We start from the raw sequence: 17,114 nt of genomic DNA on the forward strand, positions 1-17,114 counted from the left end.
TTAAGCCGCTTGCGCCACGCAGTGTTCGATCAACGCTTCGAGTTCCTCCTGGTAGGCGCGCATCAAGCCCTCGACGGTCTCGGCACGATAGCGGCGGGTGCTGAAGATGCAGCGCAGCGCCAGTCGCCCGTCGTACACCTGCCCCACCACTTCCAGCCAGTTGCCCAGCGCGGCATGGGGGCTGTAGCAGCTGCCATAGCTTTCCGCCGCCGGCACCAGCAACGCCTTGTCGTCGAAGCTCTGGTCGAACTGCCCCAGGTAGTTGAACGTCACCCGTGCCTGGGGCGCGCGGCCCAGGGTGGCGGCCATCGGCTCGCCACTCATGTAGCGCAGCACGCCATAGCCCAATCCCTTGTTCGGCACGGCGGCCAACTGCCGTTGCACCGCCCGCACCGATGTGCCGATGTCGGCTTCATGGCTCGGGGTCAGGCGCACCGGGAACATGCTGGTGAACCAGCCCAGGCTGCGACTCAGGTCGATGTCCTTGACCAGGTCCTCGCGCCCATGCCCCTCCAGTTGGATCAGCACCGACGGCTGCTGGCTCCAGCGGCACAAGACCCGGCTCAGCGCCGCCAGCAACACGTCGTTGATCTGCGTCTGGTAGGCCGCCGGCACCTGTTTGAGCAACTGCTGGGTGTGCTGCTCCGACAGGCTCAAATGCGCCACCGACTGATACTGCACCTGGTTCTTGCCCCGCAGGTTGTCGCACGGCAACTCGCTGCCCGGCTGGTCGATCTGCTCCAGCCACCAGGCTTTTTCCTGCGCCGGATAGTCCCGCGCATAGGCTTGCAGGCCCTCGGCCCAGGCCCGGTAGCTGCTGGTGCGAATCGGCAGGTTCGGCGTCTGGCCGTCGCTGTAGGCTGCATAAGCCGTCTGCAAATCCTGCAGCAGCAAACGCCACGACACCGTGTCGATCACCAGGTGATGAATCACCATCAGCACACGAATGTCACCGCTGCCCAGGGTCACATGCGCCGTGCGCCACACCGGCCCGTTGTGCACATCAAGACTGCGTTGCACCTGCTCGGCGTATAACTCCAGCTCGGCTTCATCGGCCACGCTGTGCTGCCACAGCAAAGGCTCGTCGGCCCACTGGGCCTGCATCTCCTCCAGCGCCTGGTAATGCTGCAGGTGACGCCCGCCGACTTCACCGAAGCGCAGGCGCAAGGCATCGTGCTGCTGCATCATGCACCGCAAGGCCAATTCCAGTGCCGTCAGGTTCAACCCCTGGCGGGCCCGCAGCATCAACGCCTGGTTGTAATGATGGGGTTCGCTCATGCGCTGGTCGAACCACCATTGCTGGATCGGAATCAGATTGAACTGCCCTTCGGCGGCCACCTGGGTCACGTCCTCGACCGTCACGGCAAACGTGTTCGAACGCTGGTCGAAAATCGCCTCGATGGTCTGGCCGCGCATCAGGTCCCGCAGCTTGAGCTCAAGCTTCAGTTCCGGATGGTTGCGCACCCGCGAGACCACTTGCAGGCTGAGGATCGAGTCACCGCCCAACTCGAAGAAATTGTCGGTGATGCCCACCCGCTCGACTTGCAACACCTCGGCCCAGACCTCGGCCAACAGTTGCTCATCGCGGTTACGCCCCGGCACATACTCGGCCCCCTTGAATTCCGGCTCCGGCAGGGCCTGGCGATCGAGCTTGCCGTTCGGCGTGACCGGCAGCGCCTCCAGGCAGATGACCTGGGCCGGTACCATGTAGTCCGGCAATTGCGCCCGCAGCTCGGCCTTGAGCCGATCGCCGATGGCCACACCGTCGGGGGTGACCACGTAGCCGATCAGTTGCTTGCCCGAGGCACTGTCGCGGGCGATCACCAAGGCATCGCTGACGTCGTCCAGTTGCCGCAGGCTGGCCTCCACTTCCCCCAGTTCAATGCGGAAACCCCGCACCTTGATCTGGTGGTCGATACGGCCGACGTAATCGAGCACCCCGTCGACGCGCTGGCGTACCAGGTCGCCGCTGCGGTACAGGCGATCGCCCGGCTGGCCGAACGGATCCGGCACGAAGCGCTCGGCACTCAGGTCCGGGCGGCGGTGATAACCACGGGCGATACCCGCGCCACCGATGTACAACTCGCCGGCAATGCCCGGCGGCAACGGGTTGAGGTTGTCGTCCAGTACGTACAAGGCGCGCTCACCCACCGCACGCCCGATCGGCGCGTAGGCGGCTTCGCAACGTTCGCTGGCCGGCACCTTCCACAACATCGGCGTGACCACGGTTTCGGTCGGGCCATAACCGTTGGTGAAATATTCTGGCCGCAGCGCAGCTTTCACCTGCTCGAAGGTCTGGTCCGGCACCGCATCGCCGCCGAAGCAGTACACCCGCACCGGCGGTGGCGCCAATGGGCTATTGGCGGCGTATTCGGCCAGTTGCTTGAGGTAGGCCGGCGGGAAGCAGGCGATGGTAATGCCGTGGCGGTGCAAGGCGTCGAAGGTCTGCTCCGGCGTCCACAGCGCACCGTCGCGAATCACCAGGGTACCGCCGCTGAATAGCGTGCTCAGCCAGCGTTCATGGGCGCCGTCGAAGGCGAACGACATGAAATGCAGTTCGCGGGTGTGTTCGTCCATGTCGTACAGCCCGGCGATGGCCTGGCAATGCATGCTCATCGGCCCGTGCGCCACGGCGACGCCTTTGGGTCGTCCGGTAGAGCCCGAGGTGTAGATCAGGTAGGCCAGGTTGCCGCCGAGCAAACCGCTGTGGGGCGGCAAGTCGCTGTAGCCACGGCTGTCGAAACCGTCGATGGCCAGGCGCGCCAGACCGTCGAGCTGCGGCAGGCGCGCCTGCACCCGGCTGTGGGTCAGCAACAGCGCCATGGCTGAATCTTCGATCATGAACGCCAGGCGCTCGGGTGGATAATCGATGTCCAGCGGTACATACGCCGAACCGCTTTTCATCACCGCCAGCAGCGTCACGACCATGTCCACCGAACGCTCCAGGGCCACGCCGACCACCACTTCCGGGCCAGCGCCGAGTTCGATCAGGCGGTGGGCCAGGCGGTTGGCCCGACGCTCCAGTTCGCCATAATCCAGCGAGTCGTCGCCACACACCAGCGCCGTGGCCTGCGGACGCGACTGGGCATGCCGGCCAATCAGTTCCGGCAACAACTGCGCCTGATAGCAGCCGTTCGGCGCCGCGCTCCATTGTGCGAAGGCCTGCCACTGTTCCAGCGACAAGCGCTGCAGGTTGCCCAGGCACACGTGGGGCGCGTCGATCATCGCTTCCAGGGTGTCTTCCAGGGTCCGGCGGATTCGCTCCACCGCGTCGACGCTGAAGGCGTTGCGCAGGAACAGGTACTCGATGGACAGCGTTTCGCCCAGGTTGACCGCCAGGTCCATCGGGAAGTTGGTCACGTCATGATTGCGTGACTCGCCGAAGCTCAGGCCGGTGTCCCGCTGGTCGCCCAGGCGTTCGTCGATGGGGTAGTTCTCGAACACGATGATGCTGTCGAACAAGCCCTGCCCGCCCAGGCCCGACCAACGCTGGATGTCCGCCAGTGGCGCATGGGCATGCTCACGCAGGTCCAGGTTGTAGGCCTGCAACTGTTGCAGCCATTGATCCAGCGGCTGCTCGGGGTCCAGGGTCTGGATCACCGGCAAGGTGTTGATGAACAGGCCGAGAATGTTGTCGGCGTTGACCAGCCCCGCCGGACGCCCGGCGACGGTGGCGCCGAAGACCACGGTGTTCTGCCCGGTGAAACGTTGCAACAACAGCAGCCACGCCCCTTGAATCAAGGTGTTCGGTGTGATCTGCAAGGCGCGGCAGGCCTGTTGCAGGCGAGCGGTCTGTGCCACGTCCCAGCGCGAATACAGCGCCTCGTGGCCCGGCAGTGCCTCGACATGCCGCGGGAACATCGCCTGGTTGAGGGAAGTCGCCTGTTCCAAGGTGTCGAGGCGGCTGCGCCAGAAGCGTTCCAGCGCGCCCTGGTCCTGGCGTTGCAGCCATTCGATGAACTCGCGGTAGCGACCATTGCGGCTCGGCACCTGCCCATGGGCGTAGAATTGCAACACCTCACCGAACAACCGCGAACTGCTCCAGCCGTCCATGAGGATGTGATGGCAGGTCCAGATCATCTGGTAGCGATCGTCTTCCAGGCGCAGCAACAACACTCGTTGCAAAGGCGCGCGGCTCAGGTCGAAACCGGCCAGGTAGTCGGCGGTCGCCCGGGCGCTGATCGCCTGCTCGCTGATGTCCTGTCCACGCCAGTCTTCAATCTGCAACGGCAGCTCAACGTGACGATGGACGATTTGCACCGGCGCGCTCAAGCCATCCTGCCAGTGGAAACTGGTGCGCAGGATGTCCTCGCGCTCGATCACCGACGTCCAGGCCCGGGCGAAACGCTCGATGTCCAGGCCGTGCACTGGCAGGCTGATCTGGTTGATGTACAAGCCGGAGCTGTCGTCGGCCAGGGTGTGAAACAGCATGCCGTCCTGCATCGGCGACAGCGGATAGATGTCCTCCACCTGCGCCACGGGCACCGGCAGGCCATTGAGTTGCGCCTGGCTCAGGCGCGCCAGCGGGAAGTCCGAAGGTGTCAGGCCCAGGTGCCCGTCGGTGCAACAGTGATCGATCAGTTGTTGCAACGCCACGGCGTAGGCATCGGCCAACGACTGGAGCGTGGCCGCGTCGAAAACATCGTCACTGAAGGTCCAGTCGAGGGACAACTGGCCGTTGAAGATCCGGCCGTCGATGGTCAGCCAGTTGCCCAGCGCCACGTCATCGCCGTGGCCTGCGCCACTGCCCTCCTCGCTCGGCACGAACAGCGCCTGCTCATCGAAGCTCTGGTCAAACTGCCCCAGGTAGTTGAACGTGATACGCGCTGGCGGCAGTTTTGCCAGGCGCTGCTGGACCGCTTCGGCACCCAGGTAACGCAGGACGCCGTAGCCCAGGCCTTTGTTCGGCACCGCCCGCAGTTGTTCCTTGATCCTCTTGATCGACTCGGCGGGGTCGCTGGCGGGCGTCAGCAACACCGGGAACAGGCTGGTGAACCAACCGACGGTGCGGCTCAGGTCGATGCCCTCGAACAGCTCTTCGCGGCCATGGCCTTCGAGCTGCAACAGGCAGGCCGGTTGCCCGGTCCATTGGCAGACCACTTGCGCCAGTGCGCTGAGCAGCAAATCGTTGACCTGGGTGCGATAGGCCATCGGCGCCTGCTTGAGCAAACGCTGGGTCTGGGTGGCATCCAGGCGTGTGCTCACCGAACGGCCATGGGCCGCGGCCTGGCTGCCCTCGGGACGGGCCCGTGGCAACGGCGGCAGGGGCTGGTCCAATTGCCCGACCCAGTAATCCAGTTCCTTGTTCAGGGCTTCGCTGTGGGCGTAGTCCTGCAACTGAGCGGCCCAGGCCTTGAACGCCGTGGACTTGCCCGGCAAGGCTGGCGCCTGGTTCGCCCGCAGTTGGCGGTAGACGTTTTGCAGGTCTTCCAGCAACACCCGCCACGACACGCCGTCCATGACCAGGTGATGAATCGCCAGGTGCAGGCGCGAACTGCCGTCCTGCACCGTGATCAGGCTGCAACGCAGCAATGGGCCGTGTTGCAGGTCCAGGCTGCGTTGGGCCTGGTCGGCGATGGCGATGATCTCGGCGCCGTCCTGCGCGGTGCGCTGCCAGATCTCCAGCGGCTGCTTATCCACGGCCTGATGGCTGGCGTGCCAGCGGCCATCGTCGGCCTCGGTGAACCGCAGGCGCAGGGCATCGTGATGCACCACCACGTGCTGGAGGGCCTGTTGCAGGTGGGCGATGTCCAAGGGTTCGCGCGGGGTCAGCAGGACCGATTGGTTCCAGTGGTCGCGGTGCGGGATATCACTGGCAAAGAACCAATGCTGCATTGGCACCAGCAGGCTGTCGCCGGTGACCGGGCCTTGGTCGATCACGCCTTCGTCGGTCGCCGTGGCGACCCGCGCCAGGGCCTGGATGTTCTGGTGCAGGAACAGGTCCTTGGGGGTCAGGCCGATGCCTTGGGCACGCGCCCGGCTGACCACCTGGATCGAGTTGATCGAATCGCCGCCCAGGGCGAAGAAGTTGTCGGCAGTGCCCACCCGCTCGACGCCGAGCACCCCTTGCCAGATGTCCACCAGTGCCCGCTCGATGGCGTTGACCGGTGCCGTGAAGGCTTCCTGGCGCTCGGCCAGGTCCGGTGCCGGCAGCGCCTTGCGGTCGAGTTTGCCGTTCGGGCTCAGCGGCATGTGTTCCAGGCGGGTCAGGTGCGTCGGCACCATGTGCTCCGGCAGGTTCAGGCGCAAATGGGCCAGCAGCGCTTCGCGCAACAGCGGCCAGTCGCTGGCCTCGCCGGCCCGGGCGACCACGTAGCCGCTCAACACCTTGCCGCTGCGGCTGTCCTGGGCCACCACCACCGCTTCTCGCACCGCCGCATGTTCAAGCAGGCGCGCTTCGATCTCACCCAATTCGATGCGGAACCCGCGGACCTTCACCTGGTGGTCGATCCGACCGACATAGTCGATCACCCCGTCAGGGCGATAGCGCGCCAGGTCACCGGTGCGGTACAGCCGCTCGCCGGCCACGAACGGGCTGGCGACGAAACGCTCGGCAGTCAGTTCGGGGCGGCGGTGATAACCGCGGGCCAGGCCCTGGCCGCTGAGGTACAGCTCGCCGTTGACGCCGCTCGGCACCGGGTTGAGTTCATCGTCGAGGATGTACGTCATCAGGTTGGCAATCGGCTCGCCAATCGGCACCGCATCGCGCCCTTCGTCGCGGCAGGTCCAATGGGTCACGTCGATGGCCGCTTCGGTCGGGCCGTACAGGTTATACAGCCGGGCATTGGGCAACTTGGCGAACACCTGCTGCTGGGCATCCACCGGCAGGGCTTCGCCGCTGCAGACGATGCGGGTCAGACGGGTGCACCGGCTGACGTTGGCATCCAGCACAAACGCCTGCAGCATCGACGGCACGAAATGCAGGGTGGTGATGCTTTCCCGTTCGATCAGGCTGACCAGCTTCTGCGGATCGCGATGATCGCCCGGTGCCGCGACGACCAGGCGCACGCCGGTCATCAACGGCCAGAAAAACTCCCAGACCGACACGTCGAAACTGAACGGCGTCTTCTGCAAGACACTGTCGCCGGCCGCCAGGCCATAGGCCTGTTGCATCCAGCACAGGCGGTTGGTCAGTGCGCCATGGCTGTTGCCGGCGCCCTTGGGCTTGCCGGTGGAGCCGGAGGTGTAGATCACATAGGCCAGGTTCTGCGCCACGGCCCGGGCAGGCGGATTATCGGTGGAATGGTCACGCAGCCAGTCGTCATCCCCATCCAGCACCAGTATGTTGAGGCCACCTCCTGTGGGAGCGAGCTTGCTCGCGATAAGACCCTCACCGTCAACATCAATATCGACTGAACCACCGCTATCGCGAGCAAGCTCGCTCCCACAGGTCAGCAGCAGCTCGATGCCGCTGTCCTCGATCATGTAGGCCAGGCGTTCCGGCGGGTATTCCGGATCCAGCGGCACGTAGGCGCCACCGGCCTTGAGGATCGCCAGTAGCCCGACCACCATTTCCACACTGCGCTGCACCGAGATACCCACCAGTACATCCGGGCCGACGCCGCGCTCGATCAAGGCGTGGGCCAACCGGTTGGCCCGGGCGTTGAGCTGGGCATAGCTCAGCGATTGCCCTTCGAACACCAGTGCCTCGGCGTGGGGGTCACGCTCGACCTGGGCTTCGATCAAATGATGGACCGGGAGATGGTTCGGATAGTCGGCGTAGGTGCGGTTCCAGTCCTCGACGATCAGGCGCCGCTGTGCCCCGTCCAGCATCGGCAGCTCGGCGATGCGCTGGGTCGGGTTGGCGACGATGGCGCGCAACAGGTTCAGCCAGTGCTCACCCAGGCGGGCGATGGTGCTCGGCTCGAACAGGTCGCTGGCGTAAGTCAGCGCGGCGCTGAGACCATCGGCGTACTCGAAGGTGTCCAGGGTCAGGTCGAACTGCGCGGTGCCCGAGTCCCAGGTCAGTTGCTCCAGGCTCAGGCCGGGCAACGCCGACAGGTCCCGGCGGGCATCGCTGGCATGGTTGAACATCACCTGGAACAGTGGCGTGTGGCTCAGGTTGCGCGCCGGTTCCAGCCGTTCCACCAGTTGCTCGAACGGCAGGTCCTGGTGGGCCTGGGCGCCGAGGGCCCGTTGCTTGACCTGACCGAGCAACTGGTCGAATCGCAGGTTGCCGTCGATGTCGGCCTTGAGCACCTGGGTGTTGACGAAGAAGCCCAGCAGACGCTCGGTTTCCACCCGGTTACGGTTGGCGATCGGCACGCCGACGCGGATGTCGTCCTGGCCGCTGTAGCGGTGCAGCAAGGTCTGGAAGCCGGCGAGCAAGAGCATGAACAGCGTGCTGTTGTGCTGCTGGGCCAAGCGCTTGAGGCCTTCGGCCAGGGCCGGTTCGATGACGATGGGCAACCGTGCGCCACGATAGCTTTGCTGGGCCGGGCGCGGATGGTCGGTCGGCAGTTCGAGAATCGGTTGCTCGCCACCCAACTGCTCGATCCAGTAGTCGAGTTGACGCTGCTGTTCCCCCGCCGCCAGCCACTGCCGCTGCCAGTGGCCGTAGTCGGCGTACTGGATCGGCAGCGGCGCCAGCGTCACGGGCTGGCCCTGACTGAAACCTGTGTACAACTGCAGCAGGTCGTCGACCATGATCTGCATCGACCAGGCATCAGACACGATGTGGTGCTGGGTCAGGATCAGCACATGGTCCTCGGCGCCCAGTTGCAGCCACTTGACCCGCAGCAACGGACCGCGCTGCAAATCGAACAGTTGCCGGGTTTCGGCTTCGATCAAGCCGCGCAAGGTACGCTCATCGACGCCGGCTTCGAGCGATTCCACCGCCAGGGTCAGCGGCGCTGGCTCGTCAATCACCTGCAGAGGACGCTCACTGTCGAGCACGAAGCGGGTACGCAGGCTCTCGTGACGCGCCACCAGCGCATCGAAGCTCTGTTGCAGCGCGGCACGGTCGAGGGCGCCGCGTAAACGCAGGGCCGCCGGAATATGGTAGGCACTGCTGGTGGGTTCCAGTTGCCAGAGGAACCACTGCCGTTGCTGGGCGAACGAGAGCGCCAGCGGCTGGTCGCGAGAAATGCGTGGAATGCCCGGTTCATCGTGCGCCGATGCCGTGCCCATGGCCTCGACAAACGCCCGCAGGCTGTTATGGGCGAACAACAGGCGTAACGGCACCTGGATATTCAGTTGCTGGCGAATCCGCGACATCACCTGGGTGGCGAGCAAGGAATGGCCGCCCAGTTCGAAGAAGTTGTCGTCCAGGCCCACCCGCGGCACCTTGAGGATATCGGCCCAGATCGTCGCCACCGCCTGCTGCACGGGTGTCTGCGGCGCGACATAGGTTTTCTGCCACTGGCTGGCATCGGGCTTGGGCAACTGCTTGCGATCCAGCTTGCCGTTGGGTGTCAACGGGAAACGTGGCAACAATACAATGTGGGCCGGCACCATGTAGTCGGGCAGGTTGACCTTGAGCCGGGCCGTGAGGCTGTCGCGCAGAGCGCTCTGGGCGCCGGCATCCAGGTCATTCGGTTCGGCGGTTGGAACGATGTACGCCACTAACGCCTGGCCGCCCGGTGCCTCCTGGGCCAGCACCGTCGCTTCGCGCACGCTGTCCTGTTCCAGCAGGCGCGCTTCGATTTCTCCCAACTCGATGCGGAACCCGCGAATCTTCACCTGATGGTCGATGCGCCCGAGGTATTCAAGGATGCCGTCGGCCCGCTGGCGCGCCAGGTCACCGGTGCGATACAGGCGCTCGCCGGCGACAAACGGATGGGGCACGAAACGTTCGGCGGTCAGCGCCGGGCGCTGGAAATAACCGCGGGCCAGACCCTGCCCGCCAATCAGCAATTCACCGGCCACGCCATAGGGCACCGGCATCAGGTCGGCGCCCACAATGTACAGCGCCGTGTTGTCGATAGGCCCGCCCAGCCAGGGTTGCGCGGCCTGGGTTTGCAACGGGTGCAAGGCCGACCAGATGGTGGTTTCCGTCGGGCCGTAGAGGTTCCACACTTCACCGCCGAGGGCGAGCATGCGCACGGCCAGTTCCTGGGGCAGCGCCTCGCCACCGCACAGGCATTTGCAGCCGCGCAGCCCGTCGGCGTTTTCGTTGTCCAGCAACATGCGCCAGGTCGACGGCGTGGCCTGCACCACATTGACCTGCTCGGCCGCGATCAGCGCCAACACCGCGTACGGGTCCTGGGCGACGTGCTGGCCGGTCAGCACGATGCACGCGCCGACCATCAGCGGCACGTAGATTTCCAGGCCGAAAATATCGAACGAGAACGTGGTCAGCGACAACGCCCGGTCCTGGGCCGTCATGCCCGGCGCCTGGGCCATGCTCGCGACGAAGTTGGTCAGCGCGCCGTGGCGCACCATCACACCCTTGGGCTTGCCGGTGGAGCCGGAGGTGTAAATCGCGTAGGCCAGGTGCTCCGCATCCAGGCGCGGCGCCGGCGCCTCGCAGGCATAGCCGTCGAGCCAGTCACCCTCCTGGTCCAACACCAAAGTATTCACACCACCACCGAACCCTGTGGGAGCGAGCTTGCTCGCGATAGCGTCGGCACACTCGACATCATCATTGACTGAACCACCGCCATCGCGAGCAAGCTCGCTCCCACAGGACAGCGATAACTGGTCGAGCAGCGAACTTTGGGTCAGCAGCAGCTCAATGCCGCTGTCTTCGATCATGTAGGCCAGGCGCTCCTGGGGGAACGCCGGGTCCAGCGGCAGGTAGGCACCGCCGGCCTTGAGGATCGCCAGCAGGCCCACCAGCATGTGCGCGCTGCGTTCCACGGCAATGCCCACCAGAACATCGGGACCCACGCCGAGGCTCTGCAGCTTCCCCGCCAACTGACTGGCCCGGGCATTGAGTTGGCCGTAGCTCCAGCGCTCACCGTCGATCACCAGTGCCGGGGCGTCCGGGGTGCGCGCCGCTTGTCTTTCGAACAGTTGGTGAACAAAACCCGCCTCGGGCACCGGCGTCGGGCTGCGCTGGCCGTTGTCGACCTGGGCCTGGCGCTCGGCCGCGTCGAGCAACGGCAATTCACCGATGCGCTGCGCCGGGTCGGCCACGATCGCCCGCAACAGGTTCTGCCAATGCCCGGCCAGGCGCGCAATCGTCTCGGCGCCAAACAGGTCAGTGGCATAGATCAGCCCTGCCGAAAGCCCTTCACTGTGCTCCACGGTTTCCAGGGTGAGGTCGAATTGCGCCGTGTGCGAATCCCAGCGCAGTGCCTCGACTTTCAACGCACCGACCGGTCCCTCGCCCGCCGGGCCTTGGGTCCGGTGGTTGAACATCACTTGGAACAGCGGGCTGTGGCTCAGGTTGCGCTCAGGCTGCAACGCCTCGACCAGTTGCTCGAACGGCAGCTCCTGGTGAGCCTGGGCGCCCAGGGCTGTCTGTTTCACTTGTTGCAGCAAGGCGCCAAACGAATCCTGGCTCTGGACATCGCTGTCGAGCACCTGGGTGTTGACGAAAAAGCCGATCAGGCGCTCGGTCTCGACCCGGTTGCGGTTGGCCGTCGGCACGCCGACGCGAATATCGCTCTGGCCGCTGTAGCGATGCAGCAGCGCCTGGAACGAGGCCAGCAGGAGCATGAACAGGCTGACGCCTTCGCGCTGGGCCATGTGCTTGAGGTCGCCGGCCAGTACCGCGTCGATGACCAGTTCCAACCGCGCGCCGCGATAGCTCATCACCGCCGGACGCGGAAAATCGGTCGGCAGTTCCAGCACCGGTTGCTGGCCGCCCAGGCGTGCGATCCAGTAGGCCAACTGACGCTCGCGCTCGCCCGCTTCCATCCAGTGTCGCTGCCAGATGGCGTAGTCGGCGTACTGGATCGGCAGCGTCGGCAGTTCCGGCGCGCGGCCCTGGCTGAAGGCGGCGTAGCCATTGACCAGTTCCTCGACCATCACCTGCATCGACCAGCCATCGGCCACGATGTGGTGCAAGGTCACGATCAACACATGATCATCCGCCGCCAACCGCAGCAGGCGCGTGCGCAGCAGCGGCCCCTGTTGCAGGTCGAAGAGCTGGCGGGTTTCCCCTTCGATCAACTGGCGCAGTTGCGTCTCGTCCGGCAACGGTTCCAGGGTGTCTGCCTGCAAACGCACTGGCGCCGCCGCATGTACCTGCTGCACGACCTGCTCGCCATGGGTCTGGAAGGTGGTGCGCAGGCTCTCGTGACGTGCCACCAACGCGGTGAAACTCCGCTCCAGCGCAGCGATGTCCAGCGGTCCGCGCAAGCGCAGGGCCGTGGGCATGTGGTAGGCCGCGCTCTCGGGGTCCAGCTGCCAGAGGAACCATTGGCGTTCCTGGGCAAAGGACAACGACAGTGTGTCGAACTCGGCACTGACAGGCGGAATCGGCAAGTTCGCCGGGGAAACGTTCTCTTCGAGCATCTTCTGCAAGTACAAGCGACGTTTTTCCAGCGGCAGCGTTATGAAGCGCCTGGCAATACGTTGTGCGACAGCGGTGTCCATCAAACCTCCTCAAATTCATCGAGCAGCGCTTCAAGCTTGCTCAATTTCGACGTACTCATGGGTTCGCCGGCAGGCTCGAGTTGCGCCACGAACGCGCCGAGTACCGGGAATTGGAAAATCAGTTGCGGGGTCAAGGTCAGGCCCAGTTCCAGTTGCAGGCGCGAGACCACGCTCACTACCAGCAGCGAATGCCCGCCCAACTCGAAGAAGTCGTCGCCCAGCCCGACCTGCTCGACCTTGAGCACGTCTTGCCAGATGGCCGCGACCCGGCATTCGAGGTCGCTCTGCGGTGCGAGGTATGCCGAGTGCAGGGCACGGGTGTCCGGTGCCGGCAAGGCCTTGCGATCGAGCTTGCCGTTGGGGGTCAGCGGCAAGCGGTCGAGGAACACCCAATGGGTCGGCACCATGAAGTCCGGCACCTGGGCCGCCAGTCGCGCCTTGAGCCGGTCGCCCAGGCTACCTTGGTCAAGAGGGCTGTCCTGGCCGACCAGATAGGCCACCAGGTTCGGCCCGCTCACGTCGTCCCGCGCCAGCACCACCGCATCGCGCACATCGGCATCGGCCTGCAGGCGCGCTTCGATTTCCCCCAACTCGATGCGCAGGCCACGGATCTTCACTTGATGGTCGATCCGGCCGAGGTACTCGATCACCCCATCGGCGCCATAACGGGCCAGGTCACCGGTGCGATACAGGCGGCCACCCGGGGTTGGCGCGAACGGATCGGGAATGAAGCGCTCGGCGCTCAGTGCCGGTCGTTGGTGGTAACCACGGGCCAGGGAATCGCCGGCGATGTGCAACTCACCGACGGCACCCACGGCGCAAGGCTGCAACGCCGCGTCCAGCACGTAGGTGCGCACGTTATCGATGGGACGGCCAATGGCGATGATCCGCTCGGCGTCGTCTTCGCTGCCGCGCACCACGGCATGGCTGCTGGTGTCGATGGTCGCTTCGGTCGGGCCATACAGGTTGCGCAGTTCGCCATCGAACAGCGCCATGACCTGGCGCGACAGGTGCACGCTGAGGGCTTCGCCACCACACAGCAGCAGGCGCAGGGAGGCCAGTTGCTCGCGGGTCGCCAGTGGCAACAAGGCCTGCAACAGCGAGGGCGCCATTTGCAGCACGCTGATGCGCCACCGCGCCACGTCGGCCCAGAGGGTGGTCAGGTCGAGGTTCAGGTGCGGGCTGGCGAGCACCAGTTGCGCGCCGCTCATCAACGGCAGCCAGAACTCCCAGACCGAGGCATCGAAACTGATCGCGGTTTTTTGCAGGACGCGGTCGGCGGCCGTCAGTTTCAGGCAACCTTGCATCCACGCCATGTGGTTGCTCAGGGCGGCATGACGAAGGGTCACGCCCTTGGGCTTGCCGGTGGAACCGGAGGTATAGATCACATAAGCGAGGTGATCGCCGTCGATGGCCACGCCAGGGTCGCGCTCGCTGTAGCCGGCCAGCCATTGCCCGGGCTGATCCAACAGCAGCGCGGCCACGGCAGCGTCGCCGAACAGCGGCAGCACATCGGTCTCGGTGAGCAGCAAGGCGATGCCGCTGTCCTCGACCATGTACGCCAGGCGATCCCGGGGATAGGTCGGGTCCAGTGGCACGTAAGCGCCGCCGGCCTTGAGCACCGCCAGCAAGCCGACCACCATCTGTACGCTGCGCGACAGCGCCAGGCCCACCAGCACGTCGGGGCCGATGCCGCGTTCGATCAAGCCATGGGCCAGGCGATTGGCCCGGGCATTGAGCTGGGCGTAGGTGAGCGTCTCCTGCTCGCTGACCAGGGCAACCGCGTCGGGCGTGCTTCGGGCCTGGGCCTCGATCCATTGATGGACCGGGCGCCGAGGCGGCTCCACCACAGAGGTGGCGTTCCAGTCGTGCAGCAGCCTGTCGCGGGCCACCGTATCCAGCAATTGGATGTCGCCCACGTAACCGCCGGCCGGCAGGCTCACCATCTGCGCGAGCACGTGTGCCACCTGCTCAGCCAGGCGCTCGACGGTGTGTGTAGGGAAAGCAGCATGGGCATAGGTGAAGTGCAGGCTCAGGATGTCAGTTAGATTGACGGCCAGGGTCAACGGGAAATTAGTCTGTTCCTGGCTGGCCACGCTGCCGAAGCTCAAGCCCGAGGGCGCCTGCTCTTGCAGGGCCTGGGACACGGGGTAGTTTTCGAACACCAGCAAGGTGTCGAACAAACCGTCACCGCCCTGCCCGGCCCAGCGCTGGATCTCGAACAGCGGCGTATGCTCGTGCTCGCGCAAGGCCACGTTCTGGCCCTGAATCTGTTGCAGCAGCGCGCTCACCGCCTGCTCCGGGCGCGGGCTGGCGATCACCGGCAAGGTGTTGATGAACAGGCCGATCTGCTGCTCAACCCCCTTGAGCTCGCTCGGACGCCCCGACACGGTGGCGCCGAAGGCCACGGTGGCGTGCCCGGTGTAGTGCTGCAGCAGCAACAGCCAGGTCGCCTGGACGACGGTGTTGAGGGTGACTTTCTGCTGGCGGGCGAACTCACTCAGGCGTTGGGTCTGCTGGGGCGTCAGGTCGTGATAATGGCTGGCGTGGCTGCTTTCCGACGTCGATTGCAGCGGCGCGACACGGGTCTCGGCCAGACGGGTCGGCGCCTCCAGGCTGTGCAATTGCCCCAGCCAGAAGGTTTCGCTGGCCTGGGCGTCGCAGCCTTGCAGCCAGGCGATGTAGTCCCGATACCGCCCGGCCGGGCGTGGCAGGGTCTGGCCGTCGTAGCGCTGCAGCACCTCGCCGAGCAACTGCGAGTTGCTCCAGCCGTCCATCAGGATGTGGTGATGGGTGTAGATCAGGTGATATCGCTGCTCAGCGGTGCGCACCAGCACCAGGCGCAGCAACGGTGCGCTGGCCAGGTCGAAACCCTGCTCGCGCTCGGCGTCCGCCAGTTCGGCCAGGGCCTGGCCGACATCGGCGCGGGTGCTCCAGTCCAGCGAGGTGAACGGAACGCGCACCTGCTTGTGCACCACTTGCACCGGGCGCTCGCTGCCCTGCCAGATAAAACTGCTGCGCAGGCTGTCATGGGCATCGACCGCCGCTTGCCAGGCCGCCTCGAAACGCCGTGGGTCGAGGCCTTCGATGTCCAGGCACATCTGGTTGATGTACTGGCCGCTGCCCGCTTCGTACAGGCTGTGGAACAACATGCCCTGCTGCATCGGCGCCAGCGGGTAAAGGTCTTCCACCCCCCGCGCCGACAACGCCAGGCCATCGAGTTGCGCCTGGGTCAGGCCGGCCAGGGGGAAATCCGTCGGCGTCATGCCCTGGCTCGTCGGGTCGCAGCAATGGGCGATCAACAGCGCCAGCTCACGGGCGTAGTCATCGGCCAAGCCCTGGATGGTCGCCGGTTCGAACTGTTGCGCACTGAACGTCCAGCCCAACCGCAGCGCGCCATCGAACACCTGGCCGTTGAGCGTCAGCCAATTGCCCAGGGTGGTCAGCGGGCTTTGCTCGTCACCGGCGCTTTCGCTGGCCGGGCTGAACAAGGCGCCTTTGGCCTGATCGAAACTGCCGTCGAACTGGCCGAGGTAGTTGAAGGTGATGCGCGGCACCGGCAACGCCTCCAGGGCTGCCCGACTGGCATCGTCGCCCAGGTAACGCAGGGCACCGAAGCCCACGCCTTTGTCGGGAATCGTCCGCAACCCTTGCTTGATCGACTTGATCGAATCCGCCAGTTCTACGGCCGGCGACAACCGGACCGGGAACAGGCTGGTGAACCACCCCACCGTGCGGGTCAGGTCGACATCGGCGAACAGCTCTTCGCGGCCATGGCCTTCGAGCTGGAGCAACAGGCTGTCGTGGCCGGTCCAGCGGCAGATCACCCGGGTCAGGGCTGTGAGCAACAGGTCGTTGACCTGGGTGCGATAGGCCGCTGGCGCCTCTTGCAGCAACTGCCGGGTCAAGTGCGCATCCAGCCGCGTGTGAACGGTGACGGCCTCGCGATTTTGCCCGATCGCCTCAGGGTCGAGGCACGGCAGGTCGGTCGGCGCATCGTGCAGTTGCCCTTGCCAGTAGGCCAATTGCCGCTGCAGTTGCGCGCTGCGCGCATGGGCCTGCAACTGCTCGGCAAACACCTTGACCGAACTGGTCTTGGCCGGCAGTTGCAGCGCTTGGCCGGCGAGCAACTGCTGGTAGGCGGTTTGCAGGTCGTCGAACAGAATCCGCCACGACACGCCATCCACCGCGAGGTGATGAACCACCAGCAACAGGCGCTGGCTGCCATCGGTCAAGGTCGCCAGGACGCCGCGCAACAGCGGCCCGGCGTGCAGGTCGAGGCTGCGCTGGGCCTGATTGGCGAGGGTTTCCAGCGCCCTGGCATCGGCCACCTCACGCTGCCACAGCAAACCCTTGCCCGCCCAAGCCTGTTGTTGCGCGGCCACCTCACGGTGCTCGGCGCGCCAACCTTCGGCGGTTTCATTAAAGGACAAACGCAAGGCGTCGTGGTGCAGCACCAGCGCCTGCAAGGCCTGCTCCACCACGGACGCTTGCAACAGGCTGGCCGGTTTCAGCAACACCGACTGGTTGTAGTGGTGACGCTCGGGAATCGCCTCGGCGAAAAACGCCTGCTGGATCGGCAACAACGGCGTCGACCCTTGGCTCGGCGCCTGATCGATGCCCGGCGC

The 17,114-nt window shown here is 65.4% G+C and carries 2 protein-coding genes (1 of these 2 cut by a window edge); both read right to left on the minus strand.

The annotated features are described in order from the left end of the window. Positions 1–12,486: a non-ribosomal peptide synthase/polyketide synthase gene (locus AB7M32_RS23660; RefSeq protein WP_454251557.1), complete on the minus strand. Its 12,486-nt coding sequence runs from the start codon at positions 12,484–12,486 to the stop codon at positions 1–3. Next, positions 12,486–17,114 carry the 3' portion of an amino acid adenylation domain-containing protein gene (locus tag AB7M32_RS23665; RefSeq protein WP_454251558.1) on the minus strand. It continues 6,450 nt past the right edge of the window, so only the last 4,629 of its 11,079 coding nucleotides appear in the window; the start codon falls outside the window, past its right edge — the gene reads right to left on this strand; its stop codon occupies positions 12,486–12,488. Before AB7M32_RS23665 ends, AB7M32_RS23660 begins: the two co-directional genes overlap by 1 nt.

This window comes from Pseudomonas sp. R151218B TE3479 (genome assembly GCF_053629195.1).

What these genes read in the sequence shown, in the direction of transcription:
- AB7M32_RS23660 (WP_454251557.1), bottom strand. Translation starts at nt 12,486, where the DNA reads ATGGACACCGCTGTCGCACAACGTATTGCCAGGCGCTTCATAACGCTG.